The sequence below is a fragment of the Streptomyces sp. NPDC033177 genome, from assembly GCF_055577715.1.
In genome coordinates, this window is sequence record NZ_JBVIPS010000003.1 from 253,029 (window position 1) to 270,747 (window position 17,719).

A 17,719-nucleotide genomic window follows, 5' to 3' on the forward strand; every position below is an offset into this window, starting at 1 on the left:
ACTCCGGGGGCGGCTAGGGGGCAAACCCCACGATTCTAGGTCCCGGCCAGACCCGCGACCCGGGCCAGGCGCCGGAAGGAGTCGAGGAGGGCCGCACGGTCGTACGTACTGGTCGTGACCAGCACTTCCTGTGCCCCGCTCTCCTTGATCAGCATTTCGAGTTCGTCGGCCACCTGCTCCTCAGTGCCGGCGATGTGGCCGACGAGACCGGACTCGTAGAAGCCGCGCTCCTTCTCGGTCATCGTCATCCGCGGCGACTCGACGCGCTCGGCCGGGGGCAGGGGCGGGAAGGTGCCGTGGGTGCGTGAGTACGCCATCGACCACGCTTCCGGTATCAGCAGGCGGCGGGCCTCCTCGGGGGTCGCGGCGACGGCGACCGTGCCCGAGATGACCACGTACGGTTCGCTCGACCACTCCGACGGGCGGAAGGCGGCGCGGTAGTGATCGATGCCGCGGAGCATCTTCTCGCGGCTTCGGATGTCGCCGATGACCATCGGAAGCCCGGCTCGGGCCGCGACGGTGGCCCCCTCGCCGATGGCCAGGACGAACGGCGGGACGGTCATGCCCTCGCTGGGGCGTGCGTGCGCTCCGGTGTCCGACGTGCCGCGGAACCAGCCAAGGAGCTCGGTGAGCTGCGCGGCGAAGTCCTCGGCGTCGTGCTTGTCCCGGCCGAGCGCCTTGCGCACCCCGTCGGTGAACCCCACCGAGCGGCCGAGCCCCATGTCGACGCGCCCGGGGAAGAGGGCTTCGAGGACCCCGAACTGCTCGGCGACGACCAGGGGTTGATGGTTCGGCAGCATCACGCCGCCCGTGCCGACCCGGATGGTGCGCGTCGCGGCGGCGACCGCGGCGGCGAGGACGGTCGGCGCGGAGCCCGCGACGCCCGGCACCGCGTGGTGTTCCGACACCCAGAGACGGTGATATCCGAGCCCTTCGAGCTCCTGCGCCAGGCGCACGGTGTCGCGCAGGGCCTCGGGTCCTTCGTGCCCCTCGCGGGTGCGGGAGCGGTCGAGGACGGAGAAGCGGGTTGATCCGATCACTGAGGTCACGACAGGTTCAACGCCTCAGCGGCGCCAGGATTCCCGACCCCGACCCCGGGCCCGGGGTGAGGCCGTTGCGGGACTGCCTAGGCTGGGCGCGTGAGCGACGACAGCAGGCCGCTGGCCGTATTCGACCTGGACAACACCCTCGCGGACACCGCACACCGCCAGCGCTTCCTGGAGCGCACGCCGCGGGACTGGGCCGCCTTCTTCGCGGCGGCTCCCGACGACCCGCCGCTGGCCGAGGGGGTGGCCCTCGCCCTGGAGAGCGCGCGCGAGTGCGAGGTCGTCTACCTCACGGGCAGGCCCGAGCGGTGCCGCGAGGACACCGTGGCGTGGCTGGCGGCCCAGGGGCTCCCGGAGGGGCGCGTCTGGATGCGCCGCAACGACGACCGGAGGCCCGCCCGCCGGACCAAGCTGGAGATTCTGCGGAGGATCTCCAGGGCTCGCGAGGTCCGGATGCTGGTGGACGACGACGAGCTGGTGTGCGACGAGGCCGAACGGGCGGGCTTCAAGGTCGTACGGGCACGCTGGGCGAGCACGTCAGCCGCATTGAAGGACGCTCAGGAGCGCCAAGGGCGGACGTGACCGCTCAGGCGCCCGCCCTCGGTGAAAGTCAGGCGCTGTCGCCGTCCTCAAGGCGGAACCCGACCTTCAGGCCCACCTGGTAGTGCTCGATCTCGCCGTTCTCGATGTGGCCGCGCACCTGGGTGACCTCGAACCAGTCCAGCGAGCGCAGCGTCTGCGAGGCGCGCGCGATGCCGTTGCGAATGGCCTGGTCGACGCCCTCGTGCGAGGTGCCGACGATCTCGGTGACCCGGTAGGTGTGGTCGGACATGAGGCAGTTCCTCTCCGCCGTGTGGTGACGTCACAGCTGTGCGGTGACGTCACTCCACCGTGCCCCACCGCGCGGCCGTGCGCGAGACGGTGTCTGTGGTGATCCGTTGGGAACCGCGCCGGAATCTCGGATTTCGGTGCCGTCGCCCCTTGGCCGACCCATTGGTACATACCAAACTCCAGCCATACCCGTTCGAGCCATCAGCTCACCCCCCGCGTCGGGCCGCCCCTCCCTGTCCGCAGGCAGAAAGTGACCCACGTGAAACCGCACCGCCGCGTCGCCATGTCCCTGACCCTCGTCCTCGCCGCCACCACGCTGCTCCCCGGCTGCGGCGTCCTGCCGGGCGGCGGAGAAGACAGGCGGACCGTCACCGTGTGGCTCATGCGGGGCAGTGCGTCGGCCGAGTTCATCAAGCGGTTCACCACGGACTTCGAGAAGCGCAACGGCGACCTCGACCTGGAGATACGCCTCCAGGAGTGGACCGGCATCGGCGGCAAGGTCAAGGCCGCGCTCAAGGCCGAGGAGGGGCCCGACGTCATCGAGGTCGGCAACACCCAGGTCGCCCAGTACGTCGACGAGGGCGGGCTCTACGACCTCACCCTGGAGTCCGCGCGCGACCTCGGCATGAAGGACTGGCTGCCGGGTCTCGCCGAGCCAGGGCGCTACAACGGCAGCCAGTACGGCATCCCCTGGTACGCCGCGAACCGCGTCGTCGTCTACAACAAGGATCTCTTCGCGCGGGCCGGGATCGAACAGCCGCCCAAGACGCGCGCGCAGTGGATCGCCGACACGGAGCGCCTCAACTCCGGGGGCGACCAGGGGATCTACCTGGCCGGCCAGGACTGGTACACCCTGGCCGGGTTCATCTGGGACGAGGGCGGCGAACTCGCCACGGAGGCCAAAGGGTCACGCGGCGTGTGGGAGGGCAGCCTGCACATGCCCGCGGCGCTACGCGGCATGGACTTCTACCGGCAGCTGCAGGCGTTGGGCGAAGGCCCGCGCGACGCGGACGAGGAGCATCCGCCGCAGGCCGGGGTGTTCGCCAAGGGGGACGTGGCGCAGATCGTCGCCGTGCCCGGGACGGCGCGCGCCATCGAGGAGGCGAACCCCGAACTGAAGGGGAAGCTCGGCTACTTCCCGATCCCCGGCAAGACGGCGGCGAAGCCGGGTGCCGTCTTCACCGGCGGATCCGACCTCGTGGTGCGCGGGAAGACCGAGGACCGTGCGGGCGCGGTCGCCGTGATCAAGGCGCTCGCGGGCAAGAAGTGGCAGACCGACCTGGCCCGGACGATGAACTACGTGCCGAACAAGACGACACTCGCCTCCGCCGTCTCGGGCGAGGAGGGGGTCGCCGCGATGGCCGCCGGCGCCGCGCGCGGCCGGGCGACACCGGCCTCACCGAAGTGGGCCGCGGTGGAGGCGGACAACCCCATCAAGGCGTACATGTCCAAGGCCCTCGCCGGGGGTGACCCGGCGACGGAGGCGAAGGCCGCCTCGCGCCGGATCACCCGGGAGCTGGACGTCAACGGGCCGTGAGGGACGCCGGCCCGCCGCATGGCTTCAGCGCGCCACGCTGAGCGACAGCGCGAAGCGTGCCCTCTCGTCCGTCCACCAGTGCGTGAGCTTCAGGTCGGCGGCGGACAGCTCGGACCGTACGCTCTCCTCGCGGAACTTGGCCGAGATCTCGGTGCGCATCTCCTCGTGGCGGTCGAAGTCGACCGCGAGATCGAGTGCCGGGATCTTCACCGTCTGGGCGGCCAGGGAGCGCAGACGCATCTCGATCCACTCGTGCTCGCGGTCCCAGACGGCCACGTGCGAGAACGCGTCGGGGTCGAAGTCCGCGCCGAGCTCGCGGTTGATCACGGTCAGGACGTTCTTGTTGAAGGAGGCGGTGACGCCCGACCCGTCGTCGTACGCCGAGACGAGCACCGACTCGTCCTTCACCAGGTCCGTGCCCAGCAGCAGCGCGTCACCGGGGGAGAGCAGGGTGCGCACCGACGACAGGAACGCCGAGCGCTCCGTGGGCAGCAGGTTGCCGATGGTGCCGCCGAGGAAGGCGACCAGCCGCGGCCCCGGCGTGCCCGGCAGGGCGAGACCGCCGGTGAAGTCGGCGATCAGGGCGTGCACGTTCAGGGAGGGGCGCGAGGCGATCAGGGTGTTCGCGGCGCCGGTGAGGGCGCTCTCGCTCACGTCCACGGGTACGTACGTGTGCAGGTCCGCGAGCGCGTCGATCAGATGACGGGTCTTCTCCGAGGAGCCCGAGCCCAGCTCGATGAGCGTGCGCGCGCCCGTCGCCGCGGCGATCTCCGCGGCACGGGTCTGCAGGATCTCGCGCTCGGCACGCGTGGGGTAGTACTCGGGCAGCGTGGTGATCTCGTCGAAGAGGGCGCTGCCCCGCGCGTCGTAGAACCACTTGGGCGGCAGCGTCTTGGGGGTACGGGTGAGGCCTTGCAGGACGTCGGCGCGCAGAGCGGCGTCCGTGGCGTCCACGGGCAGGGTGCGGGTCAGCTGGAATGGGCTCACGCGGTGGGCTCCTTGAGCGGGGTCAGCAGGACATCGTTGCGGCTCGCGGCGAGCAGGGTGCGGTCGGGGACCTGGCGCCAGTGCGGGTCGTCGTCGTAGGGCTCGGAGGCCACGACGGTGCGGCGGCCCGGTTCGGCGAGGTACCAGAGGCTGTCGCCCCAGGCGGTCGCGGCGATTGTCTCGCCGTTGGTGAGCAGCAGGTTGAGGCGTGAGCCGGGGGCCGCCTCCGCGACCTCGGTCACGGTGTCCGCGAGGGCCTGGCCCTCGTCGTCCCCGCTGCGCAGTCGGCGCAGGACCATGGCCCACACCAGCGCGGAGTCGCAGCGTGCCTCCATGGAGAGCAGGTCCGCGGGCGGCAGGAGGCGGGACACCTGGGCCAGCGAGTGGGGCCAGCCCGTGACCGCGCCGTTGTGGCTGAACAGCCAGGTCCCGGCGGCGAAGGGCGCCGCCGCTGCCTCACCGTCCGCGCCTGCCTCGGTGGCGTCGCGCACCGCGGCGAGCACGGCCCCCGACCGGACGACCCGGGCGAGGTCGGCGAAGGACTGGTCGCCCCAGATGGGCCCGGAGCGGCGGTAGCGGGCGGGCACCGGGTCGCCGTCGGCGTACCAGCCCACCCCGAAGCCATCGGCGTTGACCGTGCCGTGGCGCTGGTGGCGCGGCGCCCACGACTGGCGCAGCAGGCTGTGCAGGGGGTCCACGAGGAGCTTGCCCAGCGGCTCCTCCGGTCCGAGGAAGGCCAGGTGACGGCACATCAGCGGGCCTCCGTCGGGCTCGCGTCGCGCGCGGTGCGGAACCCGGAGAAGATCTGCCGCCGGATCGGGTGGTCCCAGTTGCGGAACGTGCCCCGGCAGGCCACCTCGTCCACGGAGAACGCCCCACCGCGAAGCACCTTGTAGTCGCCGCCGAAGAAGACGTCCGAGTACTCGCGGTAGGGGAAGGGGGCGAACCCCGGGTAGGGCAGGAAGTCGCTGGAGGTCCACTCCCACACGTCGCCGATCAACTGGCGTACGCCGAGTGGGGATTCACCGGCGGGATAGCTGCCGGCCGGGGCGGGGCGGAGGTGGCGCTGACCCAGGTTCGCGTGCTCGGGTGTGGGGTCGGCGTCGCCCCACGGGTAGCGCGTCGAGCGGTCGGTCGCCGGGTCGTGCCGGGCGGCCTTCTCCCACTCCTCCTCGCTGGGCAGACGCCGGCCCGCCCACCGCGCGTACGCGTCCGCCTCGTACCAACTGACGTGCAGCACCGGCTCGTCGGGCGGCACGGCCTCCACGGTCCCGAAGTGGCGGCGCAGCCACTGGCCGCCCTCGCGGCGCCAGAACAGCGGCGCCGAAAGCCCGTTGACACGGACCATGTCCCAGCCCGCCGGAGCCCACCACCGCTGCTCCTCATAGCCGCCGTCGGCGATGAAGCGCTGGAAATCGGCGTTGGTCACCGGCGTCGTGTCGATGAAGAACGCGGGGACCAGGCGGTGGTGCGCCGGGCGTTCGTTGTCCAGCGCCCACGGCTCGGTGGAGGTGCCCATGGTGAACGGACCGCCCGGCACGAGGACTTCGGCGGGCCCGCTGAACGGCGGCGCGGGCGCGGGGTCGGGTGCCGTGAGTGCTGTCGGGCCCGAGCGCAGCTGATGGGTGATCAGCATCGTTTCGTCGTGCTGCTGTTCATGCTGCGCGATCATGCCGAAGGCGAAGCCCGCGTCCGTCAGCGGCGAACCGCGGAAGGGCGTGCTCTCCAGGACGTCGAGCGCACGCCCGCGCACGTCGGCCGCGTAGCGGCGGGCCTCGGCGGGCGCGAGCAGCGGCAGGCTCGGCCGCTCGGAACGTGGGTGCTCGAAGGCGTCGTACAGGCCGTCGATCTCGGGCCGCATGGCGTCACGGCCCGCCACCGCCCGCAGCAGCCACATCTCCTCCTGGTTGCCGATGTGTGCGAGGTCCCAGACCAGGGGCGACATCAACGGCGAGTGCTGTGCGGTCAGTTCGGGCTCCTCGACGCACGAGGTGAGGAGCGAGGTGCGGTCCCTGGCGGCCAGCAGCGCCGCCTGGGCGCGTCGGCGAAGCGCATCGGGGTCGCTGACGGTTCCGGTCATCGGAGGATGCCCTTCTCGTGCTCGTGTTCGTGGTGGTGGCTGCCCCGCGGCTTGCCGTCGATCAGGTCGTCCGCGGGGCAGCGGCCCCGCGCGACATACCGCTCGGCGTACGCGGCGACGGCTTCGCACACCTCGGCGCTCGCACCGAGGCGGGGCAGCGCGTCGGAGGCCGCCGCGAAACACGCGCCCGCGGCCTCGCGCAGCTCCGGATCGGTCAGTCCGTCCCGCGCCGCGTCCAGCCAAAGCGGGCTGCGCGGCGCCGCGGGCGCGCCCGGCGGGCACGCGCGCTCGGCCAGCGGCTTCACGGTGCGGTAGGCGGTCTCGGCGGCCTGCGGGTCGTCGAACAGCGCGCTCGTCACGGCGAGCGGCACGACCCAGCCGTACTGTCCCGGCTGGGCGTCGACCATCCGCAGCTCCAGGTGACCGCGCGGGCGTACGGGCGGGAAGAGCGTGGTCAGGTGGTAGTCGAGGTCGTCGCGCGTGGGCGGGCGCGGCGCCCCTGAGCGGGCCCAGGTGCGAAACGTCAGCCCCTCCGGGACGTCCCAGGGTGCGTCGTCGCCGTCCTGCGATCTGACGAACATCACCGGCGCGTCCAGGGCGTGCCGTGTCCAGGCCGTCCGCGGCTCCGCGTCCAGCGGCGGCGCGCCCGACGTGCCCGGCGCGACGGACGCCCACACGGCCTGCCGCGTGGAACGCCAGCCGGTGTAACGCCCGTTCTGAAACGGTGAGTTGGCGAAGGCGGCGACCAGTACGGGTCCCAGCAGGTGCGCGAGCCGCCAGCGGCGTCCGTAGCCGAGCGGGCCGGGCTCCTCGTGCCCCGCGTCCAGGCAGATCTGCACGGACGCCGTGGAGCACATCATGCGTCGGCCCGCGGGGCCCGTGCGGTCGAGGTAGCACTCCATCGCGTCGTAGCGCGGCCGGTGCAGGATGCGGGAAGGCGGGCGCAAGGGATCGGCACCGAGCCCGGTGAGCGTCAGATCCAGGGCGGCGAGTCGATCGCGTACGAGGGAGAGATCCGCCGACACGGCGGTCACGCACTCCATGAGCGAGGCGGCGGGGAGCGAGCTGAGCTCCAGCTGGCCGCCTGGTTCGACGGTGATCAGGGAGTGCAGGGGCAGGGCCCGCAGTGCGGCATAGGCCGCTTCGAGGCGGGCGGGGGACACGGGCAGATTGAGCCGGTGCGGCTCGTGGATCAGCCATTCAAGTTCGACACCGGTGATGCGCGGTGGTCCGGTCTTGAAGCAGATGCCGGCGACCAGCGCCTCCGCCTCGGACTCGGATACCGCGGTGCCGTACTTCGCGCGGTACGTCGTACAGTCACCCTCGGGCATGCTGAGGTCCTCCTGTTCAAGTCCTGCCTGGTCCAGCGGTTGTGGACCTCCCGGCCGACTCGCTCGGGGTGGTCCGGGCCGGTCGGGGTCGGCAGCGCTCGTACCACCCAAGACCCTGGCGGCCGTTCGCACAAGAGTGCCCCTGGAGCCAAGCCGGTGCCAGGGAATTCTGTTGCGGCGGACGTCGGCGAAAGCTCACGATGCGTTCATGTGTGAGACGGGGGACGCGAAAGCGTCCGGGTCGGGGGAGCGAGCATGAGTGCGCGACTGCGTGGAATCGCGCAGCAGACCGAGGAGATCGTGGCGGCAGGGCGATACGTCGCTCCGGGTGGCCGCGAGGTGGTGATCGCGGATGCCGTGGACGCCGCGCGCTCCGGCACGCGGATGTTCGGTCCGGCGGCCCTGGATGTGACTGACGAGACTTCCATGACTCCCGAGACGCCACCCGAGCTGATCTCCACGGTAATCGAGGTCACCGGAGAGAGCAGCTTGGAGGCCGCGCGGCGCCTGACCGCCGCGGACGGGGGCCCTGTGGCCGTCCTGAACTTCTCCTCCGCGCGCAATCCCGGCGGCGGCTATCTGAACGGTGCGCAGGCGCAGGAAGAGGCGCTCTGCCGGGCCTCGGCGCTCTACACGTGCGTGCGCTCGGTCCGGGATTTCTACGATTACCACCGGGCCCACCGCGACCCCTTCTACACCGACCGCGTGATCCACTCCCCGGGTGTTCCGGTCTTCCGCGACGACAAGGGACGGCTGCTGGACCACGCTTACGAAGTCGGCTTCCTGACCTCGGCGGCGCCCAACGCGGGCGTCGTGCTGCGCCAGGCCCCCGAGCGCGCGAAGGACCTGCCGGCCGCCCTGGCCCGGCGCGCGGAGCGGGTCCTGGAGACCGCCGTCGCCTGCGGCTATCGGCGGCTCGTGCTCGGCGCGTGGGGCTGCGGGGTCTTCCAGAACGACCCCGCCCAGGTGGCGGACGCGTTCCGGGTGCTGCTCGACGAAGGCGGCCGGTTCCACGGGTACTTCGGGCACGTCGTGTTCGGGGTGCTCGACCGTACGCGCGGCGCGGTGACGCGGGCCGCCTTCGAGAATGCGTTCCAACGAAGCGTTCAGCGCCAGCCGTAGCGCTCCTGGAGCCGCCGCACGACCAGGTTGAACCGCATCCGGTCGAGCGCGCACGCCTCACGCCGCATACCCGCGTCGTGCACCCGCAGCACCCGGTCGATGTCCACCCACGATTCGCGCCCCTCGCGGTCCCACGGCCCGCTGCCGATCGGCACCCACTCTTTGTCGTTGGCGTGCTGCTTGCTGGAGAGCTGCACGGCGAGCAGCGTGCCGCGCGCCTCGCGGGCGACGACCAGGACGGGACGGTCCTTGCCGCGCCCGTCGTTCTCCTCGTAGGGCACCCACGTCCAGACGATCTCGCCGGGGTCGGGATCGCCGTCATGGGCGGGGGCGTACGTCGTCTGTACCTGGCCGACCTCGCGGGGCTCGGCCTCGGTGGTCGCGGTGCGGCCCGTGCGGCCCGGGTGCGCGGACATCTGCGGGTCATCGGTGTTGGCTGTCACGCGGGCCACCGTAGATCCCGGGCCACTGCTCGTACCACCGCTGATCGGCCTCCAGTTGTGCGGCGAGCGAGATCAGGAGCGGCTCGCTGTCCGCGGGCCCGAGCAGTTGCGCGCCGACCGGAAGGCCGTCGCCCACCCTGCCCGCGGGCACGTTGACGCCGGGCCAGCCAAGGACGTTCCACGTCCACGCGTAGGGACAGGCGGCGATCATGGCCTGATCGGTGCGCCAGCCGCTGAGGGCGGCCATGGTGCCCATGCGCGGCGGGGGAGTGGCGGTGGTGGGCGTGAGGACGACGTCGTACGCCGAGAAGATCGCGCCGACCCTGCGGTGCAGGGCGCCCTCGGCGCGGCGGGCCAGGCGCAGCGGGGCGCCGCCGAGCAGGCGCCCGAGGCGGGCCGCCTCCTTGGTCCGCGGGTCGAGCAGGCTCGGGTCCGGCACCTCGCGGGCCCAGTCAGCGATGCCCGCCGTGCCGCGGGGGACGAACCCCAGGCCGATCTGGCCGTAGCGCGGGTCGTCCTCCACGACGTCGTGCCCGAGGGCGGCAAGGCGGTCGGCGAGGACCATGATCTTGCGCCGCACCACGGGGTGCAGCCGCTTGGGGGTCGCGGTGAACGGCATGCGCAGGGAGAGGGCGATCCGCAACCGCCCCGGCTCGCGGGTCGCCGCGTCCGTGGCACTGATGGCGGTCGGCTTGTGCAGGTCACCGCTGTGGTTGCCGCTCGCCGCGTCGAGCAGCAGGGCCGCGTCGGCGACGGTCCTGGCGAGGGGGCCGTTGACGGTGATGCCGTTGAAGGCCTCGGGCCAGGGCCACGTCGATATGCGGCCGCGCTGCGGCTTGATCCCGACGAGATGGGTCCAGGCGGCGGGGATACGAACCGAGCCCGCGCCGTCCGAGCCGAGCGCGGCGGGCACCAGGCCCGCGGCGACCGCGGCCGCCGAGCCGCCCGACGAACCACCGGGGGTGTGGTCGGTGTGCCAGGGGTTGCGGGTGTCGCCGAAGCCGGGCCCCTCCGTGAAGGGCCACTGCCCGAGCTCGCACGTGTTGGTCTTGCCGACGATCACCGCCCCGGCCGCTCGCAGCCGACGCACCGATTCGGCGTCCTCCTTCTTCGGGGGGAAGTCGCCCCGGCAGCCGAACGCGGTCGGCTCGCCCGCGATGTCGGTGTCGTCCTTGACGGCGAGCGGCACGCCGAGCAGCGGACGCCCCGTCCCGCCGGACGCCAACTCCCGGTCGGCGGCTTCCGCTTCGGCGAGCGCGGCCTCGGCCCGCACCAGCTTGAACGCGTTGAGCGTGGGCTGCGAGGCCTCGATCCGCGCCAGCGTCCGTTCCGTCAGCTCACGTGCGGACACCTCTCCGTCGGCCAGCGCGCGGGCGGTGCGCGCGAGTCCATCGGCACGGTCGACAGTCATGTGGGGGCACCTTTGATCGACGGGCAGGTGCAGGCACGCTAACCGGCCGGTCGGGAACGCGGTACGTGGGCAGGGAAGTTCACGCCGCGTAGGCGGCCGGGGGCGCGCCGACGCAGGCCGGGGGCGCGTCGGCGCCCGCCTGGGAGCGCTCACGCGCCGTCTGGGAGGATGAGCCCGTCATGGTGCAGATACCGAACAAGACCGCACAGCAGTCCGCGCAGCAGTCCCCGGGGCAGTCCGCACAACAATCCGCGCAGTACTCCGTGCCGACGAGCGCCGATGTGGCGCGCCTGGCGGGGGTCTCGCGCGCGACCGTCTCGTACGTCCTGAACAACACGAGCGCCGTCCGTATCAGCGAGCCCACCCGCCGCCGTGTCCACGAGGCCGCGAAGGAACTGGGCTACGTCCCGCACGCCGCGGCCCGTAGCCTGCGCGCCGGGCACACCCGGGTGGTCCTGATGCCCACCCCGCAGATCCCGGCGGGCCCCCTCTTCAGCGAGTTCTTCAACGAGCTGCAGTGGGCGCTCAGCCGCTTCGACTACACGGTCGTGCAGTACGGCAGCCTCGGCCTGACCGGCGAGGAGGCGGCCCGTGCCTGGGCGGAGCTGCGCCCGGTGGCGGTCCTCGCCCCCGCCGCGTCGGGGCTCGGCGCGCGCGGTGTGAACGTCCTGAAGCGGTCGGGCGCCAAGGCCGTCTTCACGATCGGCCCGCAGCGGGCGGATGGCGCCCACGCCCTGCTCATGGACCAGCGTCTGGTGGGACAGTGCGCCGCCACCCATCTTCTGGAGCGCGGCAGCCGGCACATCGGCGTCGTGATCCCCGAGGAGAGGGGTCTGGAAGCCTTCGCGCGTCCGCGCGCCGACGGCATCCGCCGCACCCTGGCGCAGCACGGCACGGACGCCACGATGACCGAGCTGCCTCTCGCCTACGACGAGGAGTCGGCGGCGCGGCTCGCGGCGCGCTGGCGCACCCTTGGCGTCGACGGAGTGTTCACGTACAACGACGAGTTCGCGATGCTGCTGATGCGGGCGCTGCAGGACGAAGGCATCGCCGTCCCCGAGGAGACGGCGATGATCGGCGCCGACGACTTGATGCTCGGCAGGCTCCTGCGGCCGCGCCTCAGCACGGTCCGCATCGAGCTGCCGTCGGGTCAGAAGCTCGCGGAACTCGTCGACCGGGTCGTGCGCGACCCGGGCACGGAGCCCGAGGTGCACGACGTGCTCGGTGCGACGGCAGTGCACCGCGAGTCGAGCTGACCCGTCTGCTTGCGGGTCTTGCTGCTCTCGCTTACTGCTCCTGCGCCTCGGCCTTGGCCTGCTCCTCGGCGACGGACTTGCGGACCTCGTCCATGTCCAGCTGCCTGGCCTGTCCGATGACGTCCTGGAGCGCGGCCTCCGGCAGGGCGCCGGGCTGCGCGAACACGGCCACCTGGTCGCGGACGATCATCAGCGTCGGGATCGACTGGATGCCGAAGGCCTGGGCGAGCTCGGGCTGCGACTCCGTGTCCACCTTGCCGAAGACCATGTCGGGGTTGGCTTCGGCGGCCTTGTCGTAGACGGGCGCGAACGACTTGCACGGACCGCACCAGTCCGCCCAGAAGTCGATCAGGACGAACTCGTTGTCCGTGACCGTCTGGTCGAAGTTCTCCTTGGTGAGCTCCACAGTCGTGCTCATGGTGTTTCCCTCTTCCTGCTGTCAGTCGAAGCCGTAGTGCACAACGGCTCGGGCGGCAGACGTATTCCACGCGCTCACCCGTGCCCGCTGACGCGCGCGTACCCATGTGGCCACGGCGCACACCTACGACCACACTGGCTTCCATGACGGATTCGAAGACGTACGACGTAGTGGTCCTTGGCGCTGGTCCGGTGGGGGAGAACGTCGCGGACCGGGCCCGTGCGGGCGGCCTGAGCGTGGCGATCGTGGAGAGCGAACTCGTCGGGGGTGAGTGCTCGTACTGGGCCTGCATGCCGAGCAAGGCGCTGCTGCGCCCGGTGATCGCCCGCGCGGACGCCCGCAGGGTGCCAGGACTGCGCCAGTCGGTGCAGGGGCCCCTGGACGCGTCGGCGGTCCTGGCGCACCGGGACTACTACACCTCCCACTGGAAGGACGACGGCCAGGTCGGCTGGCTGGAGTCGATCGGCATCGACCTCTACCGCGGCCACGGCCGCATCGCGGGCACCCGCCAGGTGACCGTCACGGGCTCCGACACCACCGAACAGGTCCTCACGGCCCGCCACGCGGTGGCGGTGTGCACCGGCACCCGGGCCGCGCTGCCCGACCTGCCGGGTCTGGCCGACGTGAAGCCGTGGACGAGCCGCGAGGCCACCAGCGCGGATCACGTGCCCGGCCGCCTCGCGGTGGTCGGCGGCGGTGTGGTCGCCGTGGAGATGGCCACGGCCTGGCAGGCGCTCGGCTCGCAGGTCACGATGCTCGTCCGCGGGGACGACGGCCTGCTCCCGCGCATGGAGCCGTTCGCCGGGGAACTGGTCACCAAGGCACTGACCGAGGCGGGCGCCGAAGTCCGTACGGGCGTCTCCGTGACCGCCGTGCGGCGGGAGAAGGGCACGGTCACCGCGACCCTGAGCGACGGCGGCACCCTCGAAGCCGACGAGATCCTCTTCGCCACGGGCCGCGCCCCGCGCACCGACGACCTCGGCCTGGAGACGATCGGCATGGACCCCGGCTCCTGGCTGCCGGTCGACGAGAGCCTGCGGGTGCAGGGCAGCGACTGGCTCTACGCGGTGGGCGACGCCAACCACCGCGCGCTCCTCACCCACCAGGGCAAGTACCAGGCCCGCATCGCCGGGGCCGCGATCACCGCCCGCGTCCAGGGCGTGCCTCTCCTGGAGAGCGACGCCTGGGGCGCGCACTCGGCCACCGCCGACCACGCCGCCGTACCCCAGGTGGTCTTCACCGACCCTGAGGCGGCTTCGGCGGGCCTCACCCTCGCGGAGGCGGAATCGGCGGGTCATCGCGTGCGCGCCGTGGACTACGACATGGCGGGCGTGGCGGGGGCCGGCCTCTACGCGGACGGCTACGAAGGCCGGGCCCGCATGATCGTCGACCTCGACCGGGAGGTCCTGCTCGGCGTGACGTTCGTGGGCCCCGGCGTCGGTGAACTCATCCACTCGGCCACGGTGGCGATCGCGGGGGAGGTGCCGATCGACCGCCTGTGGCACGCGGTTCCGGCGTATCCCACGGTCAGTGAGGTGTGGCTGCGTCTGCTGGAGACGTATCGCGGCTAGCTCCGCAGGTGGTACGCGCTTTCGGCGTAGCATCGCCACCAGCGTTGGTAGCGATGCTAACGTTTACGTGTTAGCGTTGCTCTCATCGAGTGTTGGATTGCCGCCACCCGTCCCTCGGACCTCGGAACAGGGAGCAACGCCATGAGTGAGCAGCAGTCGAGTGCGTCCCGCCGGGTGGCCCTGGTAACCGGCGGTTCGCGCGGCATCGGCCGGGAGAGCGCCGAGCGTCTGGCCGCGGACGGGTTCGCCGTCGTCGTCAACTACGCGGGCAACGAGACCGAGGCCGACGCGGCGGTGGCCGCGATCACCGACGCCGGCGGAGCGGCGATCGCGCACCGCGCCGATGTGGCCGACGAGAACGCGGTGTCCGCCCTCTTCGATGCCGCCGAGGAAACCTTCGGCGGCATCGACGTGGTTGTCCACGCGGCGGGCGTCATGACCCTCGCCCCGCTGGCCGAGACCGATCTGGACGCCCTCGACCGCATGCACCGCACCAACATCCGCGGCACGTTCGTCGTCGACCAGCAGGCCGCGCGCCGACTGCGCGCCGGTGGCGCGATCATCAACTTCTCCAGCTCCGTCGTGGGTCTCGCCATCCCCGGCTACAGCGCCTACGCGGCCACCAAGGGCGCCGTCGAGGCCATGACGCTGATCCTGGCCAGGGAACTGCGCGGCCGCGACATCACGGTGAACGCGGTCGCCCCCGGGCCGACGGCCACCGCCCTGTTCCTGGACGGCAAGGACGAGGAGACCATCGCCAGGATGGCCGCCCAGCCGCCCCTGGAGCGGCTCGGCACCCCCCAGGACATCAGCGAGGTCGTCTCCTTCCTCGCGGGCCCTGCCCGCTGGGTCAACGGCCAGGTCCTGCGTGCCAACGGCGGCATCGTATGACCGCTCCATCGTCCGGCGCCCCCCGGGTGAGCACGCGAGAACGCATCCTGGAGGTGGCGGCACGCCTCGTCGCGGAGTCGGACGACGGAGACGTCTCCACGCGGGCCGTGTGTGAGGCCGCGCAGGTGGGCGCCCCGGCGCTGTACCGGCACTTCGGGGACAAGCAGGGGCTGCTCGCGGCCGTCGTCGACCACGGCTTCAACGCGTACTTGGCGACCAAGCGACAGCGAGAGGCCACCGCGGACCCGGTCGACGACCTGCGCGACGGCTGGGACGGCCACGTGGACTTCGCGCTGCGAAACCCGAACCTGTACCGGCTCATGAACTCGCCCGCGATGCGGACCCCGCCCGCCGCGGCCCTGGAGTCCCATCAGATCCTCACACGGGACCTGGAACGGGCCGCTGCACAGGGCCAGTTGCGGCTGGCTCCCGAACTGGCCGCCCAGATGGTGATGTCGGCCAACGTGGGCGTGGCGCTCATGCTCGTCTCCCGTACGGCGACGTTCGCCGACCCCGACTTGTCGCGGCGCGTACGGGACGCGGTCCACGCCGCCATTTTCACCCCGGAAGTCATCGAAAGCCGCTCCGAAGTGCCGCGGGATGCTGGGCAGGGAGAGGTCCAACTGCCCGCCATCGCATCCAGGTTGAGCGCGACGCTGGCAGCGGAACAGCCGCAGGCGCTCACTTCCGCGGAGGCGATCCTCCTCACCGAATGGCTGGACCGACTCGCGCGCTGAGAGCGTCTGAGCGCGGAGGTACGCCTCTGGGGGCCTCATTCCCCCGCGTCCCGCCACGCCGCCTCCCGCAGCAGTCGCAGCCCGTTGAGGCCCACGATCACGGTGGAGCCCTCGTGGCCCAGTACGCCGAGGGGGAGCGGCAGGTTGCCGACCAGGTCCCACGTGACCAGTACGGCGATGAACGTGCCGGCGATCACCAGGTTCTGCACCACAAGGCCGCGGGCGCGCCGGGACAGGGCGATCACCCTCGGCACGGTGGCGAGTTCGTCGCGCACGATGACCGCGTCGGCGGTCTCCAGGGCGAGGTCGGAACCGGCCCGGCCCATCGCGATGCCGGTATGGGCCGCGGCGAGAGCGGGCGCGTCGTTGACGCCGTCGCCGATGACGAGGATCTTGCGTCCAGCACTCGCCGCCTCGCGTACCGCCGCGACCTTGTCCTGCGGGAGCAGCCCGGCCCGTACGTCCTCGATGCCGACCTCGGCCGCGACGCGGGCCGCGGCCTGCGCGTTGTCTCCGGTGAGCAGCATGGGGGGCGTGCCGGTGAGGGACCGCAGGGTGGCGACGGTGGTCGCGGCGTCCGGGCGCAGGCGGTCGGCGATGCCGAGCACACCCACGGGGATGCCGTCGCGGAGCACGAGGACGGCTGTCTGGCCGTCCTCACCCAACTGCTGTGCGAGGGCTTGGACTTCGCCGACCACCGCGTCCGCGGCCCCGCCGCTCGGCCCGGCTTCGAGCAGCCGTGCCGGAGCGCCCACCTGGACGTCCGCACCCCCGACCGTGGCGCTGACCCCGACCCCCGGCGCCGACGCGAAGTCCGCTACCGGCGGAACGTCCAGGCCGCGAGCGCGCGCGGCACTCACCACGGCGCGAGCCAGGGGGTGTTCGCTGCGGTGCTCGGCCGCCGCCGCGAGCGCGAGGAGGGTGTCGTCGGTCAGGCCGCTGCCGGGAAGCGCGTGGACGGCGGTCACCCGGGGCGTTCCCTCGGTCAGGGTGCCCGTCTTGTCGAGGGCCACCGCGTCGACCTGCCCCAGACGCTCCATCACGACGGCCGACTTCACCAGGACGCCGTGCCGCCCCGCGTTCGCGATCGCCGAGAGCAGCGGCGGCATCGTGGCGAGGACCACCGCGCACGGCGAGGCCACGATCATGAACGTCATGGCCCGCAGCAGCGCCCCGGTCAGGTCGTCGCCGAACGCCAGCGGCACGGCGAACACGGCGAGCGTGGCCACGACCATGCCGAGCGAGTACCGCTGCTCGACCTTCTCGATGAACAGCTGCGTCGGCGCCTTGGTCTCCGAAGCCTCCTCGACCATCGCCACGATCCGCGCGATCACCGAGTCCGACGCGTCACGACCGACCCGCACCCGCAGCGCCCCGGCCCCGTTCAGGGTGCCCGCGAACACCTCGTCCCCGGCACCCTTGGCGATCGGCAGCGGCTCCCCGGTGATCGTCGCCTGATCGACGTCGCTCTCGCCTTCGAGCACGTCGCCGTCCGCACCGACCCGCTCACCGGGCCGTACGAGGATGACGTCACCGACCTTCAACTCGGCCGTGTCGACGGTCTCTTCGCCGCCTCCGTCACCCACCCGCGTGGCCGTGGCCGGCGCGAGGTCGAGCAGGCTGCGCACCGAATCGGCGGTACGAGCGGTGGCAAGAGCCTCCAGGGCACCCGACGTGGCGAAGATGACGATGAGCAGCGCACCGTCCATCACCTGTCCGATCGAGGCGGCACCGAGGGCCGCGACGATCATCAGCAGATCCACGTCCAGGGTCTTCTCGCGCAGCGCCCGCAGGCCGGCGAGCGCGGGGCCCCAGCCCCCGGCGACGTACGCGACGGCGTACAGCGTGCCCCACAGCCAGGAGGGCGCCCCGGCCAGTTGGAGCGGCAGCGCGATCAGGAACGCGGCCATGGCCGCGGCCGCCCAGCGGGCCTCGGCCAGCGCGAGGACGCGGGTGCGGCGGCGTGGAGGCGCCGCTGCACCGGCGGGGGCTCCCTGGTCGGGGCGGGGGATCAGGGCAGTGGGCATGGCGAGGTAACCCTTCACGGGCTGGAGAACG

The 17,719-nt window shown here is 72.2% G+C and carries 17 protein-coding genes; 7 read left to right on the forward strand and 10 right to left on the reverse strand.

All coding sequences use genetic code 11. From position 1 onward, the window contains the following. Window positions 1-35: 35 nt before the first annotated feature. A complete protein-coding gene (locus ACZ5U5_RS12235; protein ID WP_469019825.1) occupies window positions 36-1,049 on the reverse strand; it encodes an LLM class flavin-dependent oxidoreductase in 1,014 nt (337 codons plus the stop codon). A 90-nt stretch (window positions 1,050-1,139) separates the two neighbouring features. Between ACZ5U5_RS12235 and ACZ5U5_RS12240 the strand changes: the two genes are divergently transcribed. Continuing rightward, complete coding sequence (locus tag ACZ5U5_RS12240) at window positions 1,140-1,628, forward strand: phosphatase domain-containing protein (protein ID WP_469019827.1); 489 nt, start codon at window positions 1,140-1,142, stop codon at window positions 1,626-1,628. A gap of 28 nt (window positions 1,629-1,656) precedes the next feature. Here ACZ5U5_RS12240 and ACZ5U5_RS12245 read toward each other — a convergent pair whose 3' ends face one another. Continuing rightward, window positions 1,657-1,878, reverse strand: a complete 222-nt coding sequence (locus ACZ5U5_RS12245) for a dodecin (protein WP_160509111.1) — start codon at window positions 1,876-1,878, stop codon at window positions 1,657-1,659. A gap of 282 nt (window positions 1,879-2,160) precedes the next feature. Here ACZ5U5_RS12245 and ACZ5U5_RS12250 point away from each other — a divergent pair, with 282 nt between their 5' ends. Continuing rightward, on the forward strand, window positions 2,161-3,414 hold the full coding sequence (locus tag ACZ5U5_RS12250) for an extracellular solute-binding protein (protein ID WP_469020826.1): 1,254 nt from the start codon (window positions 2,161-2,163) through the stop codon (window positions 3,412-3,414). A gap of 24 nt (window positions 3,415-3,438) precedes the next feature. Here the strand turns inward: ACZ5U5_RS12250 and egtD are convergent, their stop codons facing one another. The 4 genes from egtD to egtA are packed head-to-tail and all read right to left on the reverse strand — an operon-like array spanning window position 3,439 to window position 7,812. After that, window positions 3,439-4,401: an L-histidine N(alpha)-methyltransferase gene (egtD, locus tag ACZ5U5_RS12255; RefSeq protein ID WP_469019829.1), complete on the reverse strand. Its 963-nt coding sequence runs from the start codon at window positions 4,399-4,401 to the stop codon at window positions 3,439-3,441. After that, a complete protein-coding gene (gene egtC / locus ACZ5U5_RS12260) occupies window positions 4,398-5,153 on the reverse strand; it encodes an ergothioneine biosynthesis protein EgtC (RefSeq protein ID WP_469019832.1) in 756 nt (251 codons plus the stop codon). Before egtC ends, egtD begins: the two co-directional genes overlap by 4 nt. Then, complete coding sequence (gene egtB / locus ACZ5U5_RS12265; protein ID WP_469019834.1) at window positions 5,153-6,481, reverse strand: ergothioneine biosynthesis protein EgtB; 1,329 nt, start codon at window positions 6,479-6,481, stop codon at window positions 5,153-5,155. The genes egtC and egtB overlap by 1 nt, the downstream gene beginning before the upstream one ends. Then, window positions 6,478-7,812 carry an ergothioneine biosynthesis glutamate--cysteine ligase EgtA gene (gene egtA / locus ACZ5U5_RS12270; RefSeq protein WP_469019836.1) on the reverse strand — a complete coding sequence of 445 codons (1,335 nt, stop codon included), beginning with the start codon at window positions 7,810-7,812 and terminating at the stop codon, window positions 6,478-6,480. The genes egtB and egtA overlap by 4 nt, the downstream gene beginning before the upstream one ends. Before the next feature lie 255 nt (window positions 7,813-8,067). On the opposite strand from egtA, the gene ACZ5U5_RS12275 reads away from it, so the two are divergent. Beyond that, on the forward strand, window positions 8,068-8,934 hold the full coding sequence (locus ACZ5U5_RS12275; protein WP_469019838.1) for a TIGR02452 family protein: 867 nt from the start codon (window positions 8,068-8,070) through the stop codon (window positions 8,932-8,934). On the opposite strand, the gene ACZ5U5_RS12280 is transcribed toward ACZ5U5_RS12275, so the two are convergent. Both ACZ5U5_RS12280 and ACZ5U5_RS12285 read right to left on the reverse strand, forming a co-directional pair. Further along, the gene (locus ACZ5U5_RS12280) at window positions 8,919-9,350 is read right to left on the reverse strand and encodes a type II toxin-antitoxin system PemK/MazF family toxin (protein WP_469020829.1); all 432 of its coding nucleotides are present in this window, start codon (window positions 9,348-9,350) and stop codon (window positions 8,919-8,921) included. The two genes, ACZ5U5_RS12275 and ACZ5U5_RS12280, sit on opposite strands and share 16 nt — an antisense overlap. Before the next feature lie 7 nt (window positions 9,351-9,357). After that, window positions 9,358-10,788, reverse strand: a complete 1,431-nt coding sequence (locus ACZ5U5_RS12285; protein WP_469019841.1) for an amidase — start codon at window positions 10,786-10,788, stop codon at window positions 9,358-9,360. A gap of 179 nt (window positions 10,789-10,967) precedes the next feature. Between ACZ5U5_RS12285 and ACZ5U5_RS12290 the strand changes: the two genes are divergently transcribed. Then, on the forward strand, window positions 10,968-12,044 hold the full coding sequence (locus ACZ5U5_RS12290) for a LacI family DNA-binding transcriptional regulator (protein ID WP_469019843.1): 1,077 nt from the start codon (window positions 10,968-10,970) through the stop codon (window positions 12,042-12,044). Between the two features lie 31 nt (window positions 12,045-12,075). Here the strand turns inward: ACZ5U5_RS12290 and trxA are convergent, their stop codons facing one another. Then, a complete protein-coding gene (trxA, locus tag ACZ5U5_RS12295; protein ID WP_363207217.1) occupies window positions 12,076-12,462 on the reverse strand; it encodes a thioredoxin in 387 nt (128 codons plus the stop codon). Window positions 12,463-12,605: 143 nt separating this feature from the next. Here trxA and ACZ5U5_RS12300 point away from each other — a divergent pair, with 143 nt between their 5' ends. The 3 genes from ACZ5U5_RS12300 (at window position 12,606) to ACZ5U5_RS12310 (ending at window position 15,661) form a co-directional block, all read left to right on the forward strand. Continuing rightward, a complete protein-coding gene (locus ACZ5U5_RS12300; RefSeq protein WP_469019846.1) occupies window positions 12,606-14,033 on the forward strand; it encodes a dihydrolipoyl dehydrogenase family protein in 1,428 nt (475 codons plus the stop codon). Between the two features lie 141 nt (window positions 14,034-14,174). Next, window positions 14,175-14,924, forward strand: coding sequence for an SDR family oxidoreductase (locus tag ACZ5U5_RS12305; protein ID WP_469019849.1), 750 nt, complete (start codon window positions 14,175-14,177; stop codon window positions 14,922-14,924). A gap of 26 nt (window positions 14,925-14,950) precedes the next feature. After that, window positions 14,951-15,661, forward strand: coding sequence for a TetR/AcrR family transcriptional regulator (locus ACZ5U5_RS12310; RefSeq protein ID WP_469019851.1), 711 nt, complete (start codon window positions 14,951-14,953; stop codon window positions 15,659-15,661). A 35-nt stretch (window positions 15,662-15,696) separates the two neighbouring features. Here the strand turns inward: ACZ5U5_RS12310 and ACZ5U5_RS12315 are convergent, their stop codons facing one another. Continuing rightward, a complete protein-coding gene (locus ACZ5U5_RS12315) occupies window positions 15,697-17,688 on the reverse strand; it encodes a heavy metal translocating P-type ATPase (protein WP_469019853.1) in 1,992 nt (663 codons plus the stop codon). Window positions 17,689-17,719: the final 31 nt, after the last annotated feature.